The 23,954-nt window shown below is 69.8% G+C and carries 24 protein-coding genes and 2 pseudogenes; 14 read left to right on the forward strand and 12 right to left on the reverse strand.

All coding sequences use genetic code 11. From position 1 onward, the window contains the following. Nucleotides 1–74 precede the first annotated feature (74 nt). Nucleotides 75–842 carry an alpha/beta hydrolase gene (locus ABZV38_RS01115; protein WP_356323202.1) on the reverse strand — a complete coding sequence of 256 codons (768 nt, stop codon included), beginning with the start codon at nt 840–842 and terminating at the stop codon, nt 75–77. Between the two features lie 97 nt (nt 843–939). Here ABZV38_RS01115 and ABZV38_RS01120 point away from each other — a divergent pair, with 97 nt between their 5' ends. From ABZV38_RS01120 to ABZV38_RS01130, 3 genes are all read left to right on the forward strand, one after another. Continuing rightward, nucleotides 940–1,488 carry a peroxiredoxin gene (locus ABZV38_RS01120; protein WP_356323204.1) on the forward strand — a complete coding sequence of 183 codons (549 nt, stop codon included), beginning with the start codon at nt 940–942 and terminating at the stop codon, nt 1,486–1,488. Nucleotides 1,489–1,725: 237 nt separating this feature from the next. Beyond that, nucleotides 1,726–2,196, forward strand: a complete 471-nt coding sequence (locus ABZV38_RS01125) for a TrkA C-terminal domain-containing protein (RefSeq protein ID WP_030972612.1) — start codon at nt 1,726–1,728, stop codon at nt 2,194–2,196. A 2-nt stretch (nt 2,197–2,198) separates the two neighbouring features. Continuing rightward, on the forward strand, nt 2,199–3,437 hold the full coding sequence (locus ABZV38_RS01130) for a cation:proton antiporter (protein WP_356323206.1): 1,239 nt from the start codon (nt 2,199–2,201) through the stop codon (nt 3,435–3,437). 7 nt (nt 3,438–3,444) lie between these two features. Here ABZV38_RS01130 and ABZV38_RS01135 read toward each other — a convergent pair whose 3' ends face one another. Both ABZV38_RS01135 and ABZV38_RS01140 read right to left on the reverse strand, forming a co-directional pair. Then, a complete protein-coding gene (locus ABZV38_RS01135) occupies nt 3,445–4,377 on the reverse strand; it encodes a M56 family metallopeptidase (RefSeq protein WP_356323208.1) in 933 nt (310 codons plus the stop codon). Between the two features lie 3 nt (nt 4,378–4,380). Further along, complete coding sequence (locus tag ABZV38_RS01140; RefSeq protein ID WP_356323210.1) at nt 4,381–4,839, reverse strand: BlaI/MecI/CopY family transcriptional regulator; 459 nt, start codon at nt 4,837–4,839, stop codon at nt 4,381–4,383. A gap of 165 nt (nt 4,840–5,004) precedes the next feature. Here ABZV38_RS01140 and ABZV38_RS01145 point away from each other — a divergent pair, with 165 nt between their 5' ends. The 3 genes from ABZV38_RS01145 (at nt 5,005) to lysA (ending at nt 7,547) form a co-directional block, all read left to right on the forward strand. After that, a complete protein-coding gene (locus ABZV38_RS01145) occupies nt 5,005–5,460 on the forward strand; it encodes a TerB family tellurite resistance protein (RefSeq protein WP_356323212.1) in 456 nt (151 codons plus the stop codon). Nucleotides 5,461–5,757: 297 nt separating this feature from the next. Continuing rightward, nucleotides 5,758–6,165 carry an SAV_915 family protein gene (locus ABZV38_RS01150; RefSeq protein ID WP_356323214.1) on the forward strand — a complete coding sequence of 136 codons (408 nt, stop codon included), beginning with the start codon at nt 5,758–5,760 and terminating at the stop codon, nt 6,163–6,165. Between the two features lie 32 nt (nt 6,166–6,197). After that, entirely contained in the window at nt 6,198–7,547 is a 1,350-nt protein-coding gene (lysA, locus tag ABZV38_RS01155) for a diaminopimelate decarboxylase (protein WP_356323466.1), read from the forward strand. Between the two features lie 29 nt (nt 7,548–7,576). On the opposite strand, the gene ABZV38_RS01160 is transcribed toward lysA, so the two are convergent. The 3 genes and pseudogenes from ABZV38_RS01160 to ABZV38_RS01170 all read right to left on the reverse strand — a co-directional run bounded on the left by ABZV38_RS01160 (nt 7,577) and on the right by ABZV38_RS01170 (nt 10,226). Continuing rightward, nucleotides 7,577–9,073 (reverse strand): MFS transporter, encoded by a 1,497-nt coding sequence (locus tag ABZV38_RS01160; protein ID WP_356323216.1) that lies wholly within the window; start codon nt 9,071–9,073, stop codon nt 7,577–7,579. A gap of 223 nt (nt 9,074–9,296) precedes the next feature. After that, nucleotides 9,297–9,668: pseudogene (locus ABZV38_RS01165) on the reverse strand (helix-turn-helix domain-containing protein); the annotation flags it as partial. Between the two features lie 330 nt (nt 9,669–9,998). Beyond that, nucleotides 9,999–10,226, reverse strand: a complete 228-nt coding sequence (locus tag ABZV38_RS01170) for a hypothetical protein (protein ID WP_356323490.1) — start codon at nt 10,224–10,226, stop codon at nt 9,999–10,001. Between ABZV38_RS01170 and ABZV38_RS01175 the strand changes: the two are divergent. Continuing rightward, a pseudogene (locus tag ABZV38_RS01175) lies at nt 10,114–10,813 on the forward strand (hypothetical protein); the annotation flags it as partial. The gene ABZV38_RS01170 and the pseudogene ABZV38_RS01175 sit on opposite strands and share 113 nt — an antisense overlap. 8 nt (nt 10,814–10,821) lie before the next feature. Here the strand turns inward: ABZV38_RS01175 and ABZV38_RS01180 are convergent. The 4 genes from ABZV38_RS01180 to ABZV38_RS01195 form a co-directional block, all read right to left on the reverse strand. Beyond that, nucleotides 10,822–12,093 (reverse strand): ABC transporter permease, encoded by a 1,272-nt coding sequence (locus ABZV38_RS01180; protein WP_356323218.1) that lies wholly within the window; start codon nt 12,091–12,093, stop codon nt 10,822–10,824. Then, nucleotides 12,090–12,779, reverse strand: coding sequence for an ABC transporter ATP-binding protein (locus ABZV38_RS01185; protein WP_356323220.1), 690 nt, complete (start codon nt 12,777–12,779; stop codon nt 12,090–12,092). The genes ABZV38_RS01180 and ABZV38_RS01185 overlap by 4 nt, the downstream gene beginning before the upstream one ends. Further along, on the reverse strand, nt 12,776–14,293 hold the full coding sequence (locus ABZV38_RS01190; protein WP_356323223.1) for a peptidoglycan-binding protein: 1,518 nt from the start codon (nt 14,291–14,293) through the stop codon (nt 12,776–12,778). The genes ABZV38_RS01185 and ABZV38_RS01190 overlap by 4 nt, the downstream gene beginning before the upstream one ends. Before the next feature lie 101 nt (nt 14,294–14,394). Further along, complete coding sequence (locus ABZV38_RS01195; protein WP_356323225.1) at nt 14,395–14,886, reverse strand: hypothetical protein; 492 nt, start codon at nt 14,884–14,886, stop codon at nt 14,395–14,397. Between the two features lie 230 nt (nt 14,887–15,116). Here ABZV38_RS01195 and ABZV38_RS01200 point away from each other — a divergent pair, with 230 nt between their 5' ends. From ABZV38_RS01200 to ABZV38_RS01220, 5 genes are all read left to right on the forward strand, one after another. Further along, a complete protein-coding gene (locus ABZV38_RS01200) occupies nt 15,117–15,533 on the forward strand; it encodes a peptidase inhibitor family I36 protein (protein WP_356323227.1) in 417 nt (138 codons plus the stop codon). A 510-nt stretch (nt 15,534–16,043) separates the two neighbouring features. After that, on the forward strand, nt 16,044–16,475 hold the full coding sequence (locus ABZV38_RS01205) for a peptidase inhibitor family I36 protein (protein WP_356323229.1): 432 nt from the start codon (nt 16,044–16,046) through the stop codon (nt 16,473–16,475). Nucleotides 16,476–16,582: 107 nt separating this feature from the next. Continuing rightward, nucleotides 16,583–17,536 (forward strand): hypothetical protein, encoded by a 954-nt coding sequence (locus ABZV38_RS01210; RefSeq protein ID WP_356323231.1) that lies wholly within the window; start codon nt 16,583–16,585, stop codon nt 17,534–17,536. Nucleotides 17,537–17,773: 237 nt separating this feature from the next. Beyond that, nucleotides 17,774–17,983 carry a helix-turn-helix transcriptional regulator gene (locus ABZV38_RS01215; RefSeq protein ID WP_356323233.1) on the forward strand — a complete coding sequence of 70 codons (210 nt, stop codon included), beginning with the start codon at nt 17,774–17,776 and terminating at the stop codon, nt 17,981–17,983. Nucleotides 17,984–18,422: 439 nt separating this feature from the next. After that, nucleotides 18,423–20,417 (forward strand): NAD-binding protein, encoded by a 1,995-nt coding sequence (locus ABZV38_RS01220; protein WP_356323235.1) that lies wholly within the window; start codon nt 18,423–18,425, stop codon nt 20,415–20,417. 39 nt (nt 20,418–20,456) lie between these two features. On the opposite strand, the gene trpS is transcribed toward ABZV38_RS01220, so the two are convergent. Together trpS and ABZV38_RS01230 are read right to left on the reverse strand one after the other, a co-directional pair. After that, nucleotides 20,457–21,524 carry a tryptophan--tRNA ligase gene (trpS, locus tag ABZV38_RS01225; protein WP_356323237.1) on the reverse strand — a complete coding sequence of 356 codons (1,068 nt, stop codon included), beginning with the start codon at nt 21,522–21,524 and terminating at the stop codon, nt 20,457–20,459. Between the two features lie 268 nt (nt 21,525–21,792). Beyond that, nucleotides 21,793–21,921 carry a DUF6126 family protein gene (locus tag ABZV38_RS01230; RefSeq protein ID WP_234322255.1) on the reverse strand — a complete coding sequence of 43 codons (129 nt, stop codon included), beginning with the start codon at nt 21,919–21,921 and terminating at the stop codon, nt 21,793–21,795. Between the two features lie 181 nt (nt 21,922–22,102). Between ABZV38_RS01230 and ABZV38_RS01235 the strand changes: the two genes are divergently transcribed. Both ABZV38_RS01235 and ABZV38_RS01240 read left to right on the forward strand, forming a co-directional pair. Further along, nucleotides 22,103–23,185 carry an LLM class flavin-dependent oxidoreductase gene (locus ABZV38_RS01235; RefSeq protein ID WP_356323239.1) on the forward strand — a complete coding sequence of 361 codons (1,083 nt, stop codon included), beginning with the start codon at nt 22,103–22,105 and terminating at the stop codon, nt 23,183–23,185. A gap of 6 nt (nt 23,186–23,191) precedes the next feature. Continuing rightward, nucleotides 23,192–23,842, forward strand: coding sequence for an FMN reductase (locus tag ABZV38_RS01240; RefSeq protein WP_356323241.1), 651 nt, complete (start codon nt 23,192–23,194; stop codon nt 23,840–23,842). Nucleotides 23,843–23,954 lie beyond the last annotated feature (112 nt).

Raw genomic sequence — 23,954 nt, forward strand, 5'->3', positions numbered from 1 at the left:
CACGCATCCACGGATCAGTGCGCGTGCGGCCCGGTGGGTCAGTTCTGCGTCAGAGCCATCGCCGCCGCCGTAGGTCAGGTCACCCCGCCTCCGGCACCGCCGGGGGCGGGTTCCGTCCGGCGCCCGGCCGCGGCGTCGCCCCTGGCACGCAGCCGGTCGTAGTCCAGCGTGCCGTCCGACGCCGGTGCGTCCAGCGGCAGCCGGAGGGCGGCGTCGACCGCGGCCGGGAGCGCGGACAGCCCCAGCAGCCCCCTCACCGGGCCGGTCGTCATCGTGTGCCACGCCCGGGCCCGGCGGAGCATCGCATGGTCGCTGGCGCGGATCGTCACCAGACAGGAGCGGGCACCGGCCCGGCGGGCCCGGGTGGCGAGGGACTGGGAGGCCTGGGGGCTCGTCACACGGTCACGGCCGCTGTGCAGCAGAACGACGTCCCGGTCCGCGAGTTGGGTGACCGGGTCACCGGGCGGACACCACGGCGCAAGGCCGACCACGCCCCGCACCAGAGGATGCCCGGCCGCGCGAAGGGCGGCTCGGGCGCCCATCGAGTGCCCCACGAGCACGACCGGCACCTCGCCGAACTCGCGCCGCACTCCGTCCAGCGCCCGTACGGCATCGTGCAGGGCATCCTCCCGGGACCCGTTCCACCCGCGGTGTCCGTACCGGACCTCCCGAACCGCCACATCCAGCGGCTCGTCCCGTGTCACACGGACCACGGCCCGCGCGAACGGCCGCATGCGCAGGGCCGGAAGGTTCAACGGCCCGGGCGGGGGCGGCCCCAGACCCGCCTCGCGCCCGCCGTGCAGGAGGAGCACCGCCGCCGAAGGTGGTCGCCGATCCGCCATACGTACCTCCTGGTCGCGGAAGCCACCACCGTACCGAGCATGCTGTACCGGAACACCGCCGAACGCCGCACACCCGTCGCACACAAGGGGACCCGCCATGGGATCGTCACCACACGTCGGCCAGCCCGTCCAGGACTTCACACTGCCGGGCGGAACGCTCGCCGGAGACACATTCGAACGCAGCGACTACACGCTCTCGGACGCCCGCGGCCGTACCGTCGTGCTCGCCTTCTACCCCGGCGACAACACGACCGTCTGCACCAAGCAGCTCTGCTCGTACTCCTCCGGCATGGAGACCCTCACCGGTCTCGACGCGGAGGTCTGGGGAATCAGTCCACAGGGTGTGGACAGTCATGAGTCGTTCGCCCGCACATACGGTCTGCGGATGCCGCTGCTCGCGGACAGCGGGCGGGAGATCGCTCGGGCGTACGGGATCACGGCGCCCGGCATCGGGGTGCGCCGAGCCGTGTTCCTGATCGGTCCGGACGGCGTGCTGCGGTGGAAGCACGTCGCGGTCCTCGGGGCCACCTTCCAGTCGCTGGACACGCTCGCCGAGCACATCGCCGGCATCAAGAACCAGACGGGCGAGGCCGCTTCACCCGCCTCCGAGCAGCCCGCCGACGGCAAGGACGAGACCACCGGCTGACGGCGTTCCCGGTCCCAGGTGCCCGGCGGTGAGCAACGGACCGCCGGGCACCGCTGCGCCCGGGCCTCGCCCGCTTTCCTGCCGCTGCGCCCCGGTCCACGCGGCGCGGAAGGCCGCTGCGGGCCCGGTCCGGAATCACAGACCCCGCAAGCGGCGGAAGTCTCCGGTTAAGGTAATGGGACATTAAAGAGATCGCCAAGTGCATCGCCGTGCCGTCGCGCACCTCGGGAGGAAGCCATGGGAACCCACCGGACCACGCTGCCCGGAGTCGGCGTGCAGTACGACTACACCACCGAGTCGGGACAGCACATCTCGGTCGTCGTGCACCACGACGGGCGGCGGTTCATCGGGTTCTACGAGCACGACGACCCCGACTCGTGCCAGCTCTCCGTGCCCCTGACTCCGCAGGAGGCCACCGCACTCGCGCATCTCATCGACGCCGCGCCCATCGATGCCGTACGGACCGAGGGCATCGATCTCGTCACCGAGCACATACCGCTCGGGTCACGCTCCCCGTACGGGGGGCGGCTGCTCGGGGACACCCGGGCGCGGACGCGGACCGGGGCGTCGATCGTGGCCGTGTTGCGGACGCACAGTGCGCACCCGTCGCCCGGGCCGGATTTCCGGCTGGCCATCGGGGACACGCTCGTCGTCGTCGGTACGCGTGAGGGCGTCGACGCGCTCTCCGAGATCATTGCGGAGGGCTGACCGTGCACGACACGACCGCACTGCTGGTGGAGCTCGGCTCCGTCATTCTGGGGCTCGGGATCATCGGGCGGTTCGCCGGGCGGATAGGGCTCTCGCCGATTCCGCTCTATCTGCTGGCCGGGCTGGCGTTCGGGGACGGGGGGCTGCTGCCCCTCGGGGCCAGTGAGGAGTTCACCGCCGTCGGCGCCGAGATCGGTGTCATTCTGCTGCTGCTCCTGCTGGGGCTGGAGTACAGCGCGTCCGAGCTGGTGACCAGCCTGAAGACGCAATATCCGTCCGGGGTCGTCGACTTCGTGCTCAATGCGACGCCCGGCGCCGTGGCTGCGCTGCTGCTCGGGTGGGGGCCCGTCGGGGCCGTCGCGCTGGCCGGGGTCACCTGGATCTCCTCGTCCGGCGTCATCGCGAAGGTGCTCACCGATCTGGGGCGGCTGGGGAACCGGGAGACGCCCGTCATTCTCGGGGTTCTCGTCATCGAGGATCTGTCGATGGCCGTCTATCTGCCGCTGCTCACCGCGATGCTCGCCGGTGTCGGCCTGGCCGGCGGCAGCATCGCCCTGCTGGTCGCGCTCGGCACCGTCGGCTTCGTGCTGTATCTGGCGCTGCGGCACGGTCGGCTGATCAGCCGGGCCGTGTCCTCGGACAATCCGGAGATGCTGCTCCTCGTCGTCCTCGGGCTGACCGTCCTGGTGGCCGGTGTGGCCCAGCAGTTGCAGGTCTCTGCGGCGGTCGGGGCCTTCCTTGTGGGGATTGCGCTCTCGGGGGAGGTGGCGGAGGGCGCCCGCAAGCTGCTGATGCCGCTGCGCGATCTGTTCGCCGCCGTCTTCTTCGTGTTCTTCGGGCTCTCCACCGATCCGGCCGCGATTCCGCCTGTGCTGCTGCCCGCCCTGCTGCTGGCCGTCGTCACCGTCTTCACCAAGATCGGCACCGGGTGGTACGCGGCCCGGCGCGCCGGGATCGGGTCGCGCGGGCGGTGGCGGGCCGGTGGCACGCTTGTGGCGCGCGGTGAGTTCTCCATCGTCATCGCCGGTCTGGCCGTGGCGACCGAGCCCCGGATCGGGCCCATCGCCACCGCGTACGTCCTGATCCTCGTCATCGTCGGTCCGCTCACCGCCCGTTGGACCCAGCCCCTCGTGGCCCGCATCCAGAAGCGGCGGCGCCGTGGGGACAGTCCGCCCGGGGGCGGCATGCCTGTCGCTCACGAGGAGCTTCCGGTCGTGGAGCGCGCCTCGGCCGCCGACTGAACCGTCGTCAGAGCGGGGTCGCCGCGTGCAGGATCCGTACCAGCGTCACCGTCGCGTTCAGCGACGACAGTGCCGACACCGTGGTTCCGACCGTGGCCGCCAGTCCCGCGAAGGCGACATGGGCGGACGACGGCGGCCAGAGCCGGGCCGGGGGGACGGGGTCCAGGAGTGCGGCGACCCGGCGCGGGATCGGGCCGACCGCCGCGAGCGCGGGCAGGGCGTCCGGTGACCGGTGCGCGAAGAGCGCCGCCTTGCCGACCGCGCCCGCCACCGCCCGCCGGTCGCCGGTCTCCTGCGCCGCCGCCTCGTCCGCCCACCGTTCCGTGCTGTACGCCACCGCCGTACGCAACGGCAGCAGGAACGGGTTGGCCCGCGCGGCGAGCTGGGTGGCGAGGAGGTGACGATGGTGGCGGGCGGTCAGGTGGGCCCGCTCGTGGGCGACGAGCGCCCGGCGTTCGCGCGTGGTCAGGCACTCCGTCATCGCCGTCGACACGACCACCCGGCCAGGGGTGCCGGGGAGTGCGTACGCGTACGGCTCCGGGTCCGGCAGCACGGCGACCCCGGACGGGTGTTCCGGAAGCGACTGCAGGGCCCGGGTGGCGCGGATGCGTTGGCGTACGTGGTGGTGGACCGCCGCCCCGCATGCCACGACCACCGCCGTCAGCACCCCGATCGCGACGATGCCCGCCTTCTCCTCGTACGGCACCGCCGCGCGCACCTCGGGGTCCGACCAGCCGTCCGGCAGCGGATTGCCGGGGAGCTGGGCCGTGCCCACCACCATCAGCAACGCCAGACACACCGTGCTGCACAGGGCGAGCGTCGTGCCGACGGCCGCCAGCAGACGGGTGGCGCTGCGTGGGTGCAGATGCTGTTCGGCCAGGCGCACGATCGGCAGCGCGGTCAGCGGCAGTACGAGGGGCAGGTAGACGAAGATGCCCATCGGTCAGTCCTCGTCCCTCTCCGCCGTCTGCGCCAGCAGCGCGCGCAGGCGTTCCTCGTCGCCCGGGGACAGCGCCGAGACGAACCGGGCGAGTACGGCCTCGCGGTCCCGTTCGCCGTCCAGGACCCGGCGCATCCGCAGCGCGGCGAGACCGGCCTCGTCGGAGGCGGACGTCCAGGTGTACGAGCGGCCCTGGCGGGAGCGGGTCACGCACTGCTTCTCGTACAGACGGGACAGGATCGTGATGACGGTGGTGTACGCGAGGCCGCCGTCGAGGTGTTCCTGCACCCAGCCCGCCGTCGCGGGGCCGTTCGCCGAGCGCAGAACGGCAAGGACATGGGCCTCCAGCTCACCCTGCCCGCGCTTGCGGAGGCGCCGGCCGTCGGAGGCCGGACCCGCCGGGGGCACGTTGTCGTCGGGCAGTTCGTTGTGCGGGTGGTGGCTGGCCCCGGCCGTGTCCATCGTGGTGACCGCCCTTCGTGCGATACCGCGTCGTCCACGGCGTCGCAGCATCGTACTGAAGGCCGGTTCCCGGACACAGCGGGCGATCATCCTGCTAACTTCTACACGTCTGTAGAGTTTGATCTCGTTCCGGCAACGCAACGCAACGCAACGTATGGAGACGTCATGGCACTGTGGGATCGGATCAAGGAATCCGCGACGACGATGCAGTCACAGCTCGAGGCCAAGAAGAACGACCTGAAGAGCGGTGCGTTCCGCGACGCGAGTATGGCCATGTGCGCCCTGGTCGCCGCCGCCGACGGTTCCATCGACCCGTCCGAACGCCAGCGCGTCGCCTCGCTGATCGCCTCCAACGAGGTGCTGAAGAACTTCCCGGCGGACGACCTGCAGCGGCGTTTCAACGAGTACGTCGACAAACTCACCGCCGACTTCGCTTTCGGCAAGGTCAGCGTGCTCCAGGAGATCGGCAAGGCGAAGAAGAAGCCGGCCGAGGCGCGTGCTGTCATCCAGATCGGCATCGTCATCGGCGGCGCCGACGGCGACTTCGACAAGTCGGAGCAGGCCGTCGTGCGGGAGGCGTGCTTCGCGCTCGACCTTCCGCCGCACGAGTTCGACCTCTAGGCACCGCTTTTTCGGACACCCTCGCCGGGCCGGCCGAACGGCCCCCTCGAACCGCCGGGAACACACCGCGTGACGACTGACCATCCGACCGCGCCCGGCCAGGCCGGGGACTCGCGACTCCCCCGAGCAAGTCCCCGGCCGCCCGCCCCCAGGACCCCGCCTCCGTGCCGCGTATGCATCGCGTCACGGAGGCGGGGTCTTGCGTCAAGTCGGCGTCAGGGACCTACCCGTTCCCCTCAACTGCGGGCATAACGTCATCAGTGCCACAACCCGCAGGCACATCGAGGAGGAACAACCATGTCCGACTGCACCGAAACGGACGACCCCGAACCCCTTGAACCCGTCCCGGCCGGACTTCTCTTCGTCCCCGTCCGGCCGGGTCCCAGCGGCGTTGCCGCCCGATGCACAGCACGCTTCTTCCGTACGCCCCTCGGCGGCCGCACCGCCGTCGGCTTCACCTCCGTGCGACAGCTCACCGCCACTCTCGGCGCCGGTCAGTCCTGGATCAGGCTCTCCGAACCGGCCCTGCGCGCCCTGGCGGCCCCGCTCGGCATCACCGACCTCACCGTCGATCCACGGCTGACCGCCCAGCCCCCCATGTCCGGTTCCCGCGAGAGGCACTGGTCCGGTCCGTATCCACAGCACGGCCCCACTGCCGTGTTCGCGCGCCCGTGCTGGCGAGAAAGGGAAGGAGAGACGCTGTGACCGTTTCATCCGAGGCCGTGGTCGAGGGCACGATCGAAGCCGGAGCCCGAGCCGGAGCAGCCGTCGAGGAGACCTCTCCGCGCGACAGCCACGTCTGGCCCGCCTCCGCCCGCACCGCGCCCGGCGGCGATGTCACCGTCGGCGGAGTGTCGCTCACCGAGGCCGCCGACCGGTTCGGTACGCCCGTGTACGTGCTGGACGAGGACGAGGTACGGCAGCGCTGCCGTACCTACCGCTCCGCTTTTCCCGCTGCCGAAGCCGACGTCGTCTACGCCGCCAAGGCGTTCCTGTGCCGGGCCGTCGCCCGCTGGGTCCGCGAGGAGGGGCTCGGGCTCGATGTCTGTTCGGCCGGGGAGCTGGGACTGGCCGTCGCTTCGGGCTTCCCTGCCGAGCGCATCGTCATGCACGGCAATGCGAAGAGCCCGGAGGACCTGCGCACGGCCGTACGCCTCGGGGTCGGCCGGATCGTCATCGACAGCGCCTCCGAGATCGCCCGGCTGGCGACGATCGTGCCGCGGACCACCCGACAGCAGATCCTGGTGCGCGTGGTGCCCGGGATCTCGGCCGGCGGGCACGCGGCGATCCGTACCGGCACCGACGACCAGAAGTTCGGGCTCTCCCTCACCGACGGGTCCGCGCAGCACGCCATCGCCAAGGTGCTCGGCCAGCCGCGGCTCCAACTCGTGGGCCTGCACTGCCACATCGGCTCGCAGATCACCACAGTGAAGCCGTATCTCGCAGCCGTGCGGCGGATGGTGGGTCTGCTCGCCCGCGTCCGCGACCAGCACGGGGTGGCCCTGCCACAGCTCGACATCGGCGGCGGACACGCCATCGCCTACCGGTCCGGCGAGCAGTCCCTAGACATACGGGCCCTCGCCACCCGGGTACGGGCCGAGCTGGCCGACGGGTGCGCACGGGCCGGGCTCCCTGTCCCCCGGCTCACCGTGGAACCGGGGCGCGCCGTCATCGGGCCCGCCGCGGTCGCCGTGTACCGGGTGCTCGCGGTCAAGCGGACCGGGACGCGCACCTTCGTCGCCGTCGACGGCGGGATGAGCGACAACCCGCGACCCGCGCTGTACGGAGTGCGGTACGCGCCCCGCCTCGTCGGCCGCGCCTCCACCGCCGCCCCGCAGCAGGTGACCGTCGTCGGGCGGCACTGCGAGGCGGGCGACATCCTCGCGGACGGCGCCGAGCTGCCGGGTGACGTCCGGCCCGGCGATCTGCTGGCGGTGCCCGCGGCGGGGGCGTACCACCTGTCGATGGCGTCCGGCTACAACCTGGTCGGCAGGCCGCCGGTCGTCGCCGTGACGGACGGGACCGCGCGGACACTCGTACGGCGTGAGTCGCTGGACGACATGCGGCGGCGGGACGTCGGGGTGTAGGGCGGGGCCAGGGGGAGCCGGCCCGGTCGTCAGGCGCGGACCGGTGCCGCCTCCTCCACCATCTGGGGGCGGGGCGCGCCCCTGCGGTACAGGACCACGGTGACCAGCAGCCCGAGGGCGAAATAGCCTGCCGACCACCAGTACGCGGTGGAGTAGCTGTGCAGCTGGGCCTGGGCGATGTTGGCGGGGGTCGGCGGGCGTCCGACGAGGTAGCTCGTGGCGGCGCCGGTGGCGAGTGTGTTCAGCAGCGCCGTGCCGATGGAACCGCCCACCTGCTGGCTGGTGCTGACCATCGCCGAGGCCACACCCGCGTCGCGGACGGCCACCCCGTACGTGGCCAGGTTCATCACCGTCGCGAAGACCATGCCGAGGCCCAGGCCGAGGCAGAGCAGGTTGGGCAGCACATGGGTGAAGTAGCCGCTGGTCAGGTCCAGGCCGGTCATCCACACCATGGCGGCCGCGGCGATGCCCATGCCGAGCGGCACGATCGGCTTCGCGCCGAACCGCGGCACCAGCACATTGGTCGTCGTCATCGACGTCGCGATCATCAGGGCGACCATCGGGATGAACGCGAGACCGGTGGCGACCGGCGAGTAGAGCAGGGTCTTCTGCAGGTAGTACGTGAGGAACAGGAACACGCCGAACATGCCGCCGCCGGCGATGAACATCGCGAGGTACGACGCACCGCGGTTCCGGTTCAGCACCACGCGCAACGGCAGCAACGGATGCGCGGCCCTCGTCAGCCACCAGGCGAACGCCGCCACGAACACACCGCCCGCCGCGAGGAAGCCCCAGGTGTGCGGTGAACTCCACTGGTGGGACTCGGCATTGGAGAAGCCGAACACGATGCAGAAGAGGCCCGACGAGACCAGGAGCGTGCCCGGAACATCGAGCTTCGGGCGGTGGGCGGGGGCCCCGGCGGTCAGCAGCCGGGCGCCGCCGGCAAAGGCGACCAGGGCGAACAGCAGGTTCACGTACAGGCACCAGCGCCAGTTCAGGTACTCGGTGAGGACCCCGCCGAGCAGCAGCCCCACCGCGCCGCCGGTGCCCGCGATGGCACCGTAGATCCCGAAGGCCTTCGCCCGCTCGTTCGGGACGTTGAACGTCGTGGTGAGAAGAGAGAGCGCGGCCGGCGCGAGCAGCGCGGCGAACATGCCCTGGAGGGCACGGGCGACGACCAGGACTTCGAAGCCCGGGGCGGCGCCGCCGATCGCCGACGCCCCCGCGAAGCCGACCAGGCCCGTCAGGAAGACGATCTTGCGCCCCACCAGGTCCGCTATCCGGCCGCCGAGCAGCAGCAGCGAGCCGAAGGCCAGGGCGTACGCCGTCACGATCCACTGGCGGTTGCCGTCGGAGAAACCGAGATCCTGCTGGGCGGAGGGCAGGGCGATGTTCACGATGGTGGCGTCCAGGACCACCATCAGCTGGGCCAGACCGATCACCCCGAGCACCCACCACCGGTGCGCCGGTCCATGCTCGCGCCCGGACGCGGGGCGGGCCGGTGAGGAGGTCGCGGTCCTTCTCACGCCGCCCACGGAGCCTTCCCCCTCGAACGGCTCTCGCGCATGACGTGCGTGACGGGCCATGGTCCTGGGTCTCCCTCGGTGCGCACCCCGACATCCCCCGCACTTCACGCTAAGCGCGGGTCAGGATCCCCGCATGCGGTAAGCAGCTCCCGGGTCCGGGCCTGCCGGGATCCGGCAGCGGGGCGGGCGCACCGGCATCCTGCAGCAGGGCGGGTCCGCCGGATCAGAGCTCCTTGGCGGGCCAGTCCAGCAGTCGGGCGCCGATCACCGCCGTCTGCAGCGTGTACCGGTGCATCGGGTCCGACGGGTCCGAACCGGTCAGCTGATGGACCCGCTCCAGCCGGTACGTGAGCGCCCGCACGCTCAGCGTCAGCCGCCGGGCCGTCTCGGCGGCGACACAGCCCGCGTCGAAGTACGCGGAGAGCGTCTTGAGCAGCGGTTCGGCGCCGCCGCGGGCCTGCTGGAGCGGGCCCAGCTCGCTGCGCACCAGATCGGCCATCGCCTGCCGGTCCCGGGTCAGCACCGGGTAGACCAGCAGATCGGCGGCGTACAGCACCGGATCGTCCAGGGCCATCCGGTCCGCCAGGTCGATCGCGGCGACCTCGCCCAGGATGCGGACGTAGTCCCCCAGATACTCGTCGGGAGTCTCCGGCTCCGGCACGCCCATGCCTCCAGTCTTGATGTGTCACTGACATTCACTCAACGCACCCGAGCAGGTGCTGGTGCCCGGCATCAAGGACGTACAAAGATTGCCGGATTCCGGCAATGCGGCACAGCGGCATCGGCTGTCACGATCGGTCCCAGCACCACCCGGGGGAAACACGGGGGATACGGGGACGGGGGAAGGCCCGGCTGCTGCGGCGCCGCTGTCGGCGGCGTCGCGGCACCGGGGTCACCGCCGGACGTCGGTCCGCCGCACCCCCGCTCACACGCAGGGGGGAGTGGACCGATGCAGGAGTTCCTGAGCGCGGCGCTCTCCTTTCCCGCCGCCCGCTTCGGCGCGGCCCTGGTCGTCGTCGTCTGCTTCTGGTTGCTGGTAGATCAGCGGTCCCTCGCTCGGCCGCGAGGTGACCTCCCTCGATCCCGCCCAGGCACGCAGCGCGACCGCCCGCCGGGAGATCGAGAAAATCAACTTCGCACTGGAGGCGGGCACCAACACGCTCCTCTACCTGGACGACATCCAGCACACATCACTCGAACTGCTCCAGACGTTCATCCCCCTCTGTGACGCCACCCGCCGTGTCGAGGGCGTACGGGACGGCGCGCCGCGCAGCCGCGCAGACCGACGCGACGCGCACCGAACCGCCGTTCCGGCTGCAGGGCTCGTACCGCAACATGAACAAGATCGCCGAACGGATCGTGCCCGTGATGAACGACGCCGAGCTCGCCGCCGTCGTCGACGACCACTACGCGGGCGAGGCCCAGACGCTCACCACCGGCGCCGAGTCCAACCTGCTGAAACTGGCGGCCCTGCGCGGAACTCTCACCGCCGAACAGGCCGACCGGTGGGCAGCGATCACCGCCTCGTACGTACACACCCGGGCAATGGGCGGCCCGGACAGCGCCTCTTCCCCGAATTCTCCGCTCCCTTCGAGCAACGGAGACACCGTCTCCCGCGTGATGGCGGCGTTGGACCTGCTCTCCGACCGGATCGCGGCGGTCGAGGCGGCGACCGCGCGGGCGTCGGCCCCAGGGCCGGAGGTACCCGAAATCGGTGGCCGGGACCGACCATCGCGGTGATCAGGCCATCAGCGGCGGAGCGCCTCCACGGGCTGGATACGGGCTGCTCGCCAGGCCGGGTAGACGCCCGCGAGCACACCTGTGACCAGGCCGAGCGCCGGGGCCGACGCCACCGTTCCGGGATGGACCACGGGGGTCCAGTCGCGGATCACCGCGACCGTCACCACCGCGATGGTGCCGATGCTGGTGCCGACCAGGCCGCCGAGTGCGCCCAAGGCGCCGGATTCGGTGAGGAATTGGAAGGTCACGTGCCGGCCGCGGGCGCCGAGGGCGCGCCGCAGGCCGATCTCCCCGGTGCGTTCCAGGACGGCGACCAGGGTGGTGTTGGCGATGCCGACGGCACCGATGACCAGGCAGATGGCAGCGAGCAGCAGGAACAGCTGGTTGAGGTCGGCGGAGACATTGCCGCGCAGCGCCCGCGGGTCCGGCGGGGGGACAGCCCTCAGATATTCGGGATGGTCGGGGCGCAGAGCCGTCGGGGCCAGCCGGGCGACCTGTCGGGCAGCACCGAGCTGTGTGGCGACCAGCATCTTGGCTCCCTCGTCGGGCGGTCCCCAGTAGCTTTCGGCGACGGTGGTGGGCACCACTACGGAGAGCAGCAGATCGGGCTTGCGTTCGACGTCGTCGATGATTCCGACAACGGTGAAAGGCTGGTCGCCGATGAAGAGGGCGGGGCTGGTCTCCAGCGTGGTGATACCGAGCCTCTCCGCGATGCCGGAACCGATGACGGCGACCGGCTGCTCGGCCCGGGAGGCGTAGTCGTCGTAGATCCGGCCTTCCGTGAGGGTGGGTGCGGCCGCCTCCAGGACGCCGGGGGAGGCGGCGAGGACGGCGATCCGCTCTCCGTCACCGGACCCCGCCGCGCCGATCGGTGCGGCGCGTACGCTCTCGTTGCCGTCGAACCGAACCGACCAGTACACGCCCGCGTGCCGGACGCCGGCGAGCGCGCGCATCCGCCGGTCGGCATCGTCGGGGAAACCGGGGCCCGCGAACTCGTCCTGTTCCCGGGCGATGTCCTCGATGGTCACCTCGGTGGCGGTGAGGGCATTGAAGCGGGCGTCGATCTGGGAGGACGCCGTTGCGGTCAGTCCGAGGACGGCGACGAAGGTGCCGACGCCCAGGACCGTGCCGAGGGACGTCAGTGCCGACCGGACAGGGCGCTGCAGCATGCCCGCAAGGGACTCGGTGACGAGGTCGCGCAGGCCGAACACGGAGGCCGGTACGGAGCGTTCGGGCCGTCCATCGCGCGCGCCGCGGCGGAATACTCCGCGTCTGCTCATGCGACGGCGCCTTCCGCCGCGCTCAGCAGCCCGTCACGGATGGTCACCGAGCGGCTGCCTCGTGCCGCGACCGCCGGATCGTGGGTGATGACGAGAATCGTCATGCCGTCGGCATGCAGCTCCTCGAGCATGTTCAGCACGGCGTCGGCGTTCGCGGTGTCCAGATTGCCGGTCGGCTCGTCACACAGCAGCAGAGCCGGCCGGGTGACCAGGGCGCGAGCGATGGCGACGCGCTGCCGCTCGCCGCCGGAGAGCCGGGTCGGTATGGCTTCCATGCGGTGGCCGAGGCCGACGCGGTCCAGCGCCTCTCGGGCACGGGTGGGGCGTTCACGACGTGGAACCCCGTTGTACACCATGGCGAGAGACACGTTCTCCAGGGCGCTGCGGTGCGGCAGCAGGTGGAAGGACTGGAAGACGAAGCCGATCCGGCGTCCGCGCAGCGCGGTCCGCTCCGCGTCCCGCAGGGATCCGGTGTCGATTCCATCCAGCAGGTACGTGCCCGAGGTGGGGGAGTCGAGCAGTCCGGCAATGTTCAGGAAGGTCGACTTGCCCGAGCCGGAAGGGCCCACGACGGTGACGAACTCGCCGCGATTCACCGCCAGATCGCACGGCCGGAAGGCCTCGACGGGCGGTGGTCCGGGGTAGGTCAGGCCCACCCCGCGGAACTCGATGACAGGAGGGGTCACTGGCCGTTCCCCCGGCGTACGCCGGTGACGACCAGATCACCGGTTCTCAGCGCCCCCGCCTTGACCGGGGTGACCGCCACAAAACCGTCACCGGCCGTTCCGAGACGTACCTCGACGCGGGTCCGGGTGCTGCCGCCCTTCGGGGCGACGGTGACGACCGTGCGGCCGTCGGTGGCGGCGCTGACCGCGGTAACGGGCACGACCAGGGCCTTCCCGTCGGTGGAGGCGGCCTGGACGGTCAGCCGCACGTCCTGGCCGGTGAGCTGTGGATCCAGTGCCTTGTCCGGGGTGACTTCCAGAAGATAGCCGGAGGTGTCGCTACTGCCGTCAGTGGTGTTTCCACCCCCGTCGGGGTCCTGCTGGACAGGCACTGTCGGGTCGGCGGCCACCGAGGTGACCTTGGCATGCGCCGTGATGCCCCGGACCTCGGAGTAGATCTCCACTTTCTGCCCCTGACGAACCATGCCCTTCTGGTTCTCCTGGAGATACGCGTGGACGACCAGACGACCGGCGGACAGCGTCATGGCAGTGCCGGATATCTCGGTGCCCACCTTGGCCGGCACCGAGTCCACCCGCGCGGGGAAGTCGCGCAGATAGATCACCTCGGAGACGGGGAGCATGGGGCCGGCGGCGACTTCCGCCTCGGCCAGAGTGGTCCGAGCCGCGCCGAGGTCTTCGTTGGCCCGGTCGACGGCCTTCTGGAGCTGCGCCGTGTCCGATCCGCCGCCGGAGGTGTCGGCGGCGGAGTCGCCGGAGGTGTCGGAGCCGGCCGCGGCGAGCGCGTCACGCGCATCCTCCAGGGCGCGCTCGGCGCCGGTGACCCCCTCGCGGGCAGCCGTCACGGCGTCCCCGTTGTCGCTCTGGGCGGGCAAGGGGTCGTAGCCGATGGAGCCGTAAAAGGCGGTGAGTGCGGTCTTGGTGCCGGCGCCGAAAGTGCCATCGCGGTCGGCGCCCGTTCCGTGCCCGAGTTCCCGCAGGGAGCGCTGCAGCTGGCGCACATCGTCCCCGACCGCCCCCGGTCGCAGATCGCGATAGCCCGCGACCTGACCTTTCCAGACGAAGACCGGACGCCCCGACACCTCCATGAGGACCTGTCCGGCTTTGAGGCGATCCCCGGGCGCCACCGACAACTTGGTGAGCATCGCGGCGGCGGCGCCGTCGCCGCCCGCCACCCGGGGGGTCACCGCGACGGACTGGTCCGCAACCACCTTGCCCCGAGTAATCACGGAGGAGGTCAGCACGCGGTAGTCGACGGGGGCGGTCAGTGCGCCCTGCGCCGGGGCGCCGGCATCGGCGGCCGCCTGCGCCGGAGACTTGATCAGGCCGGCCGCGGCCACTCCCGCTCCGGCGAGGACCACGGCCGCGACTGCGACCATCGCCACCCAGCGCCGTGACCGTGTGAGTGTGCCGCGCGGGGATTCCGCTTCCGCGGACACGTCGGCACGCTTCCGTCCACGGCGCGGTGCGGGTGCGGGCGGCTCGGCGGTGTGACCGTCCTGCGGGGGTGATGCCATGACGGGGAGTGACGGGAACTCGTCAGTCACTGGTAGCTCGTGCCCTCTATCCATGTCTGTGTCGGCCGGGCGCCGCGCGGGGTGCCTGCTGCCGTACGGGATCAGTTCTCGACTGCCGAACCCACCGGACCGGAACCGGTGTTGCACGCCTGTGCGGCCGCGACGAAGTCCGGGTCGCCCTTGTGACCGGCTTCCGCCCCGTAACGGGATTCTCCGGTCTCAGGATCCGGATCGGGGTAGTCCTTGATGCCCTTCTCCCGCATGCATGCGCTGAACTTCTTGGCTGAGGCCAGGTCTTCCGCGGCCACGGGCTCCGGATCGGGCGCCAGCGATGCGCACTGCTTCTCGGCGGTGACCAGGGCCTCGTCCTTGTTGCGGTCCTTGTCGACGCGCAGCTGTCCGTCGTCGCGACTCTCCATGACCACGCCCTGATCCTCGAGGCAGCCGTAGTAGGCACGGTCGGCACTGCTCACCGGTGCGATCGTGCCGGTGGCCGAGGGCTGCGCCGGAGCTTTGGCGGAGGTGGTGTCCTGCCCGGAGCATCCAGTGGCCAGGAACACCGACACGACAATGGCCGCAGCAGTTCTGGACACGGTGGAAAGGGGTGGCATCGGGACTCCAGGCGATAAATACGGCGCATGACTGCAAACGGACATGGGCTCTGCGTGAAATTCAACGCTGCGACGGGTACAAGCCGCCCGACTCCGCGCAGTTTAGGGGCGCGGATCGATCAAGTCTACTGTCCCCAGGGACAGTAGACGGCGTGCGATGTGAGGGATGAGATGCCTCTGCCGTATTTCAGATGGTGAAAGGTGTTCAGACCGTGGGAATCAGAGCTGGAAAGCGTTTCGCCGGGGCCACGCTGGCCATCGCGGCGGCTGCTGGAATCACACTCGGCACGGCCGGCCAGGCCCTTGCCGCAGAGAAGAACGGAGTACTCGACAGCGGTGAAATAGGCCTCTACTACAATTCGGGCCAGTCGGGCTGTGTCTTCGACTTGGCATACGTCGACACGAACTTCAGCGGCGACGTCTTCAAGGGCGGGTCCTGTTCCGGATCGGGTCAGTCGGTCAACGACAACACCGCTTCCTACTGGAACCAGGACGTGTACACCTGGTGGGTCTACACCGACGCCAACGCGGGCGGTATCGAGGGTTCGGTCCCCGCGGACTACTTCGGCAATGCCACGTCGAACTTCAAGAACGAGATCTCCTCGGCCTACTGGTACAAGGCCAGGTGACGAACAGCGGGGATTCGCCCTGAAGGTTGTCGTTCCGCCCGCATGCACCGGGCGGAACGGCAGCCGTCTCGCGGAAATGCTTCCGCACGGCCGGCCCCGTTCCGGCTGTCGGCCGGCCACGGAAACGGCGGTCGGCCGTACTGGGCGCGGTTGGCGCTGCTCATGGGTGCGGTTGTGTCGGCAGTGAGGGTTGCGCAGGCGCCCGGCGGAAGCGGTGTCCTGCCCCCGGTGCGTCCGGTGGTCGGGATCCCGGGACAGCAAACTGCCGCATCGGTTTATGGAAACGGTGAAACCGAATGGCATGGGATTTCGAGCGATAAAGCCGACGCATGTCCCTAAACGGACATGCGGCCGCGGGGAGCACGCTGCGACGGCGCAAGCCGCTAGACTCCGGGCAGTTTAGGCGCGTGGATCGATCAAGTCTACTGTCCTGGAGGACAGTAGACGGCGTGCGATGCACCCGGATGAAATGTTGCTCCCATGTCCTGCGTAGTGAAAGGTGTTCAAACCGTGGGAATCAGAGCTGGAAAGCGTTTCGCCGGGGCCGCACTGGCCGTCGCAACGGCTGCTGGGATCGCGCTCGGCACGGCCGGCCAGGCCGCAGCTGACACGGGCGAGAAGGACGGGGGTCTTTGGTCCGGTGAATTCGGCCTGTTCTACAATTCGGGCCAGACCGGCTGTGTCTTCGACCTGAGGTACGTCGACACGAACTTCAGTGGCGATGTATTCAAGGGTTACTTGGGAGAGGCCTGCGCCGGAAAAGGCCAGACCGTCAACGACAACACCGCTTCCTACTGGAATATCGACACATACACCTGGTGGGTGTACACCGACGCCAATGCGGGCGGTGTCGAGGGTTCGGTCCCCACGGACTACTTCGGCAATGCCACGTCGAACTTCAAGAACGAGATCTCCTCGGCCTACTGGTACAAGGCCAGGTGACGAACAGCGGGGATTCGCCCTGACGGCTGCCGTTCCGCCCGCATGCACCGGGCGGAACGGCAGCCGTCGCACTGTAACAGCCTTATCTCTTCGGAGGATTCGAGTCCGTGCTTCCCGCTCTCCGTCCCCATCTCGCAGCCTGCCTCCTCATGCCGGTGGCTCTATGGCTCACCGCCTGTTCGTCCGCGGCAGGATCCGGCGAGGCCGGCGGTGAACCCAAGGTCACTTCCACTCCCGCCCTGCTGCAAACGGCAGGAATCGCGTACCCGCTCGACGGGTACGCGGCGACCTATGAGGAGGAGGTGACCCTGAAGCGTGCCCAGAACATCCTGGTAACCCAGTGCATGGCTGAATTTGGATTCAAGTACCAAGCTCCCGAGCCGCCCGAAGCCACGAAGTCGGCGCCGAATTCCCGTATATACGGGGTGGTGGACATGGCGACGGCTGCACGGTATGGATACAAAGCGCCGGTGGCGGCCGGCAGTGAACCGCAGAAGCAGCAAGTCGATCTCAGTGAAGCGGAGACCATGGTTCTGCGTGGTCCGCGGAACCAGAAACCCGACACGCTGCCCCGCAGTCTGGAAGAAGCCAAGAAGAAGAAAACGAAGACGGCCATGGTGAATGGAAAGCAGATTCCTGCCGGTGGATGCGGCCGTAAATCCTTCCTCGAGCTGTACGCACCGACCGCGCAGAGCGTCGATGCTCTTTACGTCTTCAACCTCAAGGTCGAGGCGAATTCTCGGACACGGAAGGACTCACGGGTCCTGGCAGTCAATAAAAAATGGTCGAAATGCATGGCAACTGCCGGATACAAGGTGACGAATCCGATGGACCCGGCCCAGGAGATCGGGCTGGCGAATGACGCCTTGTCGAGCCCTGCGGCGATCAACGCGGCGAAAGCCGATGTCGCCTGCAAGGAGAAAGTGAACCTCGTTGGTGTCTGGTACGGGGTGGAAACCGCCTACCAGAAGCAGAGTATCGACCGGAACGCCGAGGTCTTGGACCTGGCGAAGCGCCAGCTTTCCGACCGACTGAAGCTGGCAGCGTCCCTCAGCGGCTGATCGAGGCACTGCGGCGGCCCTGGCGCCGGGCGTGGAGGAAAGTGGCGTGTGAGCATCAACTCCCCTTCTGCATAATTCAGTTACTTATCGTCATGTTACCGTCATTCGGGGCTGAAGGAGCCCGACGCGGAAGGGGGAACGATGGACAAACTGGAGTGGCGCGGGCGCAGAACCGTCCTGGAGGGGCAGGACGGGGGCTCCGGTAGGGGGAGGTTCACTGTTGCGGATATTTCCCGTATGGCCGCCGGCCTGACGGCACGGGAGGCGGAGGTGTTCCGGCAGCTGCGCGACGGACCATCGACACGGGACCTGGCCATGAGGCTCGGGATTACTGAGCGGACGGTGAAGCACCACGTCGTCAACATCCGGACGAAGTTCGGAGACATCTCCCGCTTTCAACTCTGCCTGCTGTCCGCGACGTGGGGTACGGCGCCCATGGACGACTGAGCAGCATGGAAGCGGCCCGCACTCCGTGTTCCCGGAGCCGGCCGCTGTTTCATGCGGACACGAGTGGAACTGAAACGGCGATGCGCTTCCAGGCCTCGTGAGTCCGGGAATTCAGGCTGTCTCCTGAAGAACCGTTGACGTACGACGAGCGCACCCGGGTGCGGATGCCGGGTGCGCCGGTGGCGGCGCCCTTCCCGCCGTTGTGCAGGGCGACTGCCGCATGACGGAGTCGTACCACTTTCCCTGGCAGTGGACCTGGACCCGGGGCCCAGGGGTTTCGAAGTCTTGGTGATCAAGTGGCGGTGCCGGTCACAGCAGCACGACGATGCGTCGATGCCCCGTGAAACCGCGCCGTAAGGGAAGTCCAGGGCCCGCCTGATGGAGCGCGCGAAGATCACCGACCGGTCCGAATGAGTCGAACACCGGAGGTGGGCAAGGCATGCTGGGATCCGTGTCCACACTTCCCCAGCAGCCCCAACGCTCCCCGGTCAGCGGCCACATGGTCGTCTGCGGCGACGACGCACTCGCCCAGCGGCTGGCGGTGGAGCTGCGTTATGTCTATGGGGAGCGGGTCACGCTGCTGCTCCCGCCGGGGCGCGACCCGCGCCGCCCGGAGCTGCCGCTGACCCAACGCGGGCGGGCGGCCACGCTGTTCGGCCGGATGTCGGCGGCGATGAACCGCAACCTGGGCAACGGCGGCGCCGGAGCCAATGGGGGCTCCGACAGCGACACCAACGCCGGCGTGGAGGCGGTCCGCATCCTGGAGGCCGCGGAGCCGTCCGACGAGGCGTTCGAGGAGGCGGGCGTCGACACGGCCGCCGCGCTGGCGCTCGTCTACGACGACGACGAGCGCAACATCCGTGCCGCGCTCACCGCCCGCCGCATCAACCCCCGGGTCCGGCTGGTCATCCGGCTCTACAACCGCAAGCTCGGCCAGTATCTGGAGACTCTCCTCGACCAGGCCGCCGCCGTCGCCGTGCCCGGACTCGACCCGACGGCGCTGGACGCCTCCACCACCGTCCTCTCCGACGCCGACACCGCCGCGCCCGCACTCGCCGCGACAGCGCTGACCGGCTCCAGCAAGGTCGTCCGGGCGGAGGGCCTGCTCCTGCGTGCTGTCGAACGCACCCCGCCCCGCCAGGGCGAGGTCGCCGACCCCGGCCTGTGCACGCTCGCCCTGCTCTCCTCCACCACCCATGACCCGGCGGGCGCCGAAGGTTCCGAGAGCAGCGGCGCCGAAGGCCCTCAACTCCTGCCCGACCAGCAGTCGGTGGCCGCCGCGACCGGCCGTGGCACGGTCGTCCTCGAGGCCATCCGGGAGGCCGCACCGGACGGGCCGACCCCGCGGATGGGCGGCAGAAGCGCACCCCTGAGCCAGATCTTCTCGCGCCGGCTGCGCTGGTCGGCGCTGGGCGTCGCCTCGGCGGTGCTGGGCCTCGCCGTCGCCTCCACGTTGACGACGGGCGAACACCCGCTGCACGCCGTGTACCTGACGCTCCTGGACCTGTTCGCAATGGGCGACCCGGCGATCGGCGACTCCGCCGCCCGGCAGGTCATCCAGCTGCTCTCCGGCATCGCCGGGCTGATGCTGCTGCCGCTGCTGGTGGCGGGTGTCCTCGAAGCCTTCGGTTCCCTGCGCACGGCATCTTCGCTGCGCCGCCCGCCGCGCGGACTCTCCGGTCATGTGGTGCTGCTCGGACTCGGCAAGATCGGTACGAGGGTGCTGGTCCGGCTCCGCGAGCTCAACATTCCCGTGGTGTGCGTGGAGGACGACCCGGACGCGCGCGGCATCCCCGTCGCCCGGCGGCTGCACGTACCGGTCGTCCTCGGGGACGTCACCCAGGAGGGCGTCCTGGAAGCGGCGAAGATCCAGCGCTCCCGTGCCCTGCTCGCCCTGACCAGCTCCGACACCACCAATCTGGAGGCCGCCCTCTACGCCCGCTCGGTCAAACCGGACCTGCGGGTGGCGCTGCGCCTCTTCGACGACGAGTTCGCCACCGCCGTCTACCGCACGCTGCGCACCGCCCACCCGCAGGCCCTGACCCGCTCCCGGTCCGTCTCCCACCTGGCCGCCCCGTCCTTCGCCGTCGCGATGATGGGGCGGCAGATCCTGGGCGCGATCCCGGTCGAGCGGAAGGTGATGCTGTTCGCGGCGATCAAGGTGGCGGGCCATCCGCAGCTGGAGGGCCGGACGGTCGAGCAGGCGTTCCGGGCGGGGGCCTGGCGGGTTCTGGCGCTTGACGCCACACCGCCGGAGGACCGGCACCCGGACCTGACGACGGCCGGTGCCGCATCCCTGGACCGGCCGTCGGGTCTGATCTGGGACCTGCACCCCGGGTACGTACTCCGCGCCGAGGACCGCGTGGTGATCGCGGCGACCCGGCGCGGACTTGCGGAACTGCTGCGCAGGAGGCGCTCGTTGACGTACCGCTGAAGGGCTCTCCCGGCCCGACCTGCCCTGCTGCCCGGGCTGCTACAGCACTCCCCCCATCACCCCCCGCACCTCCGCCAGCGTCGCCTCGGCCACGGCGTTGGCCCGCTCGTTGCCGGCCCGCAGCACCGACCGTACGTACGCCATGTCCTGCGCGTACTGGGCCCGCCGTGCCCGCACCGGTGCCAGCCGCTCATTGACGGCGTCCGTCACGGTCCGCTTGAGCACGGCTCCGCCGCCGTCACCGATCTCCTCGCCGACCACGTGCGGGTCGCGGTCGAGGCAGAGCGCGGCGAGCAGCACGAGCCCCGACACTTCGGGCCGGGTCTCCGGTGCGTACGTGATGTGCCGGTCGGCGTCCGTCTTCGCCCCGCGGATCAGCCGCGCCGTCTCGTCGGCGGAGGCACCGAGCGCGACGGAGTTGGCACGGCTCTTGCTCATCTTGGTGCCGTCGGTGCCGAGCAGCAGGGGTGCGGCGGAGAGCAGGGCGTCCGGCTCCGGGAAGACCGTCCCGTACCGCTCGTTGAAGCGGCGGGCGACGGTCCTGGTCACTTCGAGGTGCGGCAGCTGGTCCTGCCCGACGGGGACGAGGTTGCCCTTGCAGAACAGGATGTCGGCGGCCTGATGCACGGGATACGTGAACATCAGCCCGCTGACGGCGGACTGCCGGGAGTGCGCGATCTCGTCCTTGACCGTGGGATTGCGGTTCAGCTCGGCGACGGAGACGAGGCTGAGGAACGGCAGCATCAGCTGGTTCAGCGCGGGCACGGCGCTGTGGTTGAAGATCGTGGTGCGGGCGGGGTCGATACCGATGGCCAGATAGTCCAGCAGCATCCCCTCCATGTGCTCGCCGAGCCGCTCGGCGACGTCCCGGTCGGTGAGCACCTGGTAGTCGGCAATGATCACGAAGACGTCCACGCCGAGGTCCTGTAGCCGGACGCGATTGTGCAGCGTCCCGAAGTAGTGCCCGAGGTGCAGCGCCCCGGTGGGCCGGTCCCCGGTCATCACCCGGAACCGTCCGGGATCCTGCTGGATCTGCTGCTCCAGCTCGGCACTGCGACGCCGGGCGGGGGTGGCGGTGGTGGTGACAGGTGCGGCGACGGTGGTCATGGGTCTCCTCGCGGGTGCTGGTTGCGTGGAGGACGGCCCGCCGGGATCGGCATCCGTACCCGTACGAGGGCAGTGAAAAGGGCCGTCCATATCGAACGGCCCTGGTTCCGTACAGATGAGGCGGCCGCTCCTAAGGGGAGCGCCACCAGTTCCGGCACGGTACGGAGGTCATGGGCCCGAGTCTAACGCGGGCCGGCCGGATCGGGTCGGGACATGGTGTGCAGCTCGCGAGCCGCCCCACGACTCCCTCGAACACCGCCCTCCCGGCTCACTTGTGGGCGTGCTCGCCCACGTAGAACAGCAGGTAGACGAAGCCCGCAAAGAGATGCGTGGCAAAGACGTAGACGAAGACGCGCAGCGCGACGCCCCGCTCCTTCCAGCGCTCGCTCTCGCTCACTGGCCCTGCCTCTCCCGGTCCCGCATGCCCGGCGTGTCCCGGGAACTTCTCGTCCAGGTTACGCACCGCCGGAGCCTCTCTTCGGGGGCCGGAATAGAAGGGGGCGGTGCCCCGTTATAAGCCGTGAACGAATTAGTTCAAGGTTCAATCATTAATACTCACGCTTACGGAGGCGGACGCCATGCAGTTCGGGATCTTCACCGTCGGAGACGTCACCACCGACCCCACGACCGGCAGAACACCGACCGAGCACGAGCGGATCAAGGCGACACTCGCGATCGCGCTGAAGGCCGAAGAAGTGGGCCTGGACGTCTTCGCGACCGGCGAGCACCACAACCCGCCGTTCGTCCCGTCCTCGCCGACGACCACGCTCGGCTACATCGCCGCCCGCACCGAGAACCTGATCCTGTCCACGTCCACCACCCTCATCACCACCAACGACCCGGTGAAGATCGCCGAGGACTACGCGACGCTCCAGCACCTCGCGGACGGCCGTGTCGACCTGATGATGGGCCGCGGCAACACCGGCCCGGTCTACCCGTGGTTCGGCAAGGACATCCGCCAGGGCATCCCGCTCGCCATCGAGAACTACGCCCTGCTGCACAAGCTGTGGCGCGAGGACGTCGTCGACTGGGAGGGCAGGTTCCGCACGCCGCTGCAGTCGTTCACCGCGACCCCGCGCCCGCTGGACGGCGTCCCGCCGTTCGTCTGGCACGGCTCGATCCGCTCCCCGGAGATCGCCGAGCAGGCCGCGTACTACGGCGACGGCTTCTTCCACAACAACATCTTCTGGCCCATCGAGCACACCAAGAAGATGGTGAACCTCTACCGCCAGCGGTACGCGCACTACGGGCACGGCACCGCCGAGCAGGCCATCGTGGGCCTCGGCGGCCAGGTGTTCATGCGGAAGAACTCGCAGGACGCGGTACGGGAGTTCCGCCCGTACTTCGACAACGCGCCGGTCTACGGACACGGCCCGTCCCTGGAGGACTTCTCGCAGCAGACGCCGCTCACCGTCGGCTCCCCGCAGGAGGTCATCGAACGGACCCTGTCGTTCCGTGACGCCGTGGGCGACTACCAGCGCCAGCTGTTCCTGATGGACCACGCGGGACTCCCGCTGAAGACGATCCTGGAGCAGCTCGACATCCTCGGCGAGGAGGTCGTTCCGGTGCTGCGCAAGGAGTTCGCCAACCTGCGGCCGGCCGGAGTGCCGGACTCCGCACCCGTCCACCCGGCCGTCGCCGCCCGCACGAAGGAGATCTGACCCACCATGCAGACCGGGGTTCTGAAGATCGTCGCCGTCTCGGCCGGACTGAGCCAGCCGTCGTCGACCCGGCTGCTGGCCGACCGGCTGGCGGTCGCCGCCCGGGAGCGGCTGGCCACCGAGCAGGACCGGCCGGTCGAGATCCAAGTGATCGAGCTGCGCGATCTGGCCGTCGACATCGCGAACCACCTGGTGACGGGCTTCCCGCCGCAGGCGCTGGACGAAGCGATCAAGGCGGTGGCGGGGGCGGACGGCCTGATAGCCGTGTCGCCGGTCTTCACCGCCTCGTACAGCGGCCTGTTCAAGTCGTTCTTCGACCTGATCGACAACACGGCGCTGACCGGCAAGCCCGTCCTGATCGCGGCGACCGGTGGCACCGCCCGGCACTCGCTCGCCCTGGAGCACGCGATGCGGCCGCTCTTCGCGTACCTGCGGGCCACCGTCGTACCGACATCCGTGTACGCGGCGTCGGAGGACTGGGGCTCGTCCGGCGACGAGTACACCGAGGGGCTGCCGTCCCGGATCCGGCGCGCGGGCGGCGAGCTCGCAGGGATGATCTCGGGCGGCCGGGCGGTCTCCGGGGCGTCGAGGGCCCTTGGGCTCGACGACGAGGTGGTGCCGTTCGAGCAGCAGTTCGCCGACCTGCGACTGGACTGAACGCCCGGGACGCGCGGGCGCCCGAATGACGGCAGCCGGACCGACAGTCGAGCCTCCATCCGGTTTGATTACAGTTATCCGCAAAAATGCGCTGCGAGGCGTATCAGCAGAT

The sequence above is a fragment of the Streptomyces sp. NPDC005181 genome, assembly GCF_040608395.1.
GTDB lineage: Bacteria > Actinomycetota > Actinomycetes > Streptomycetales > Streptomycetaceae > Streptomyces.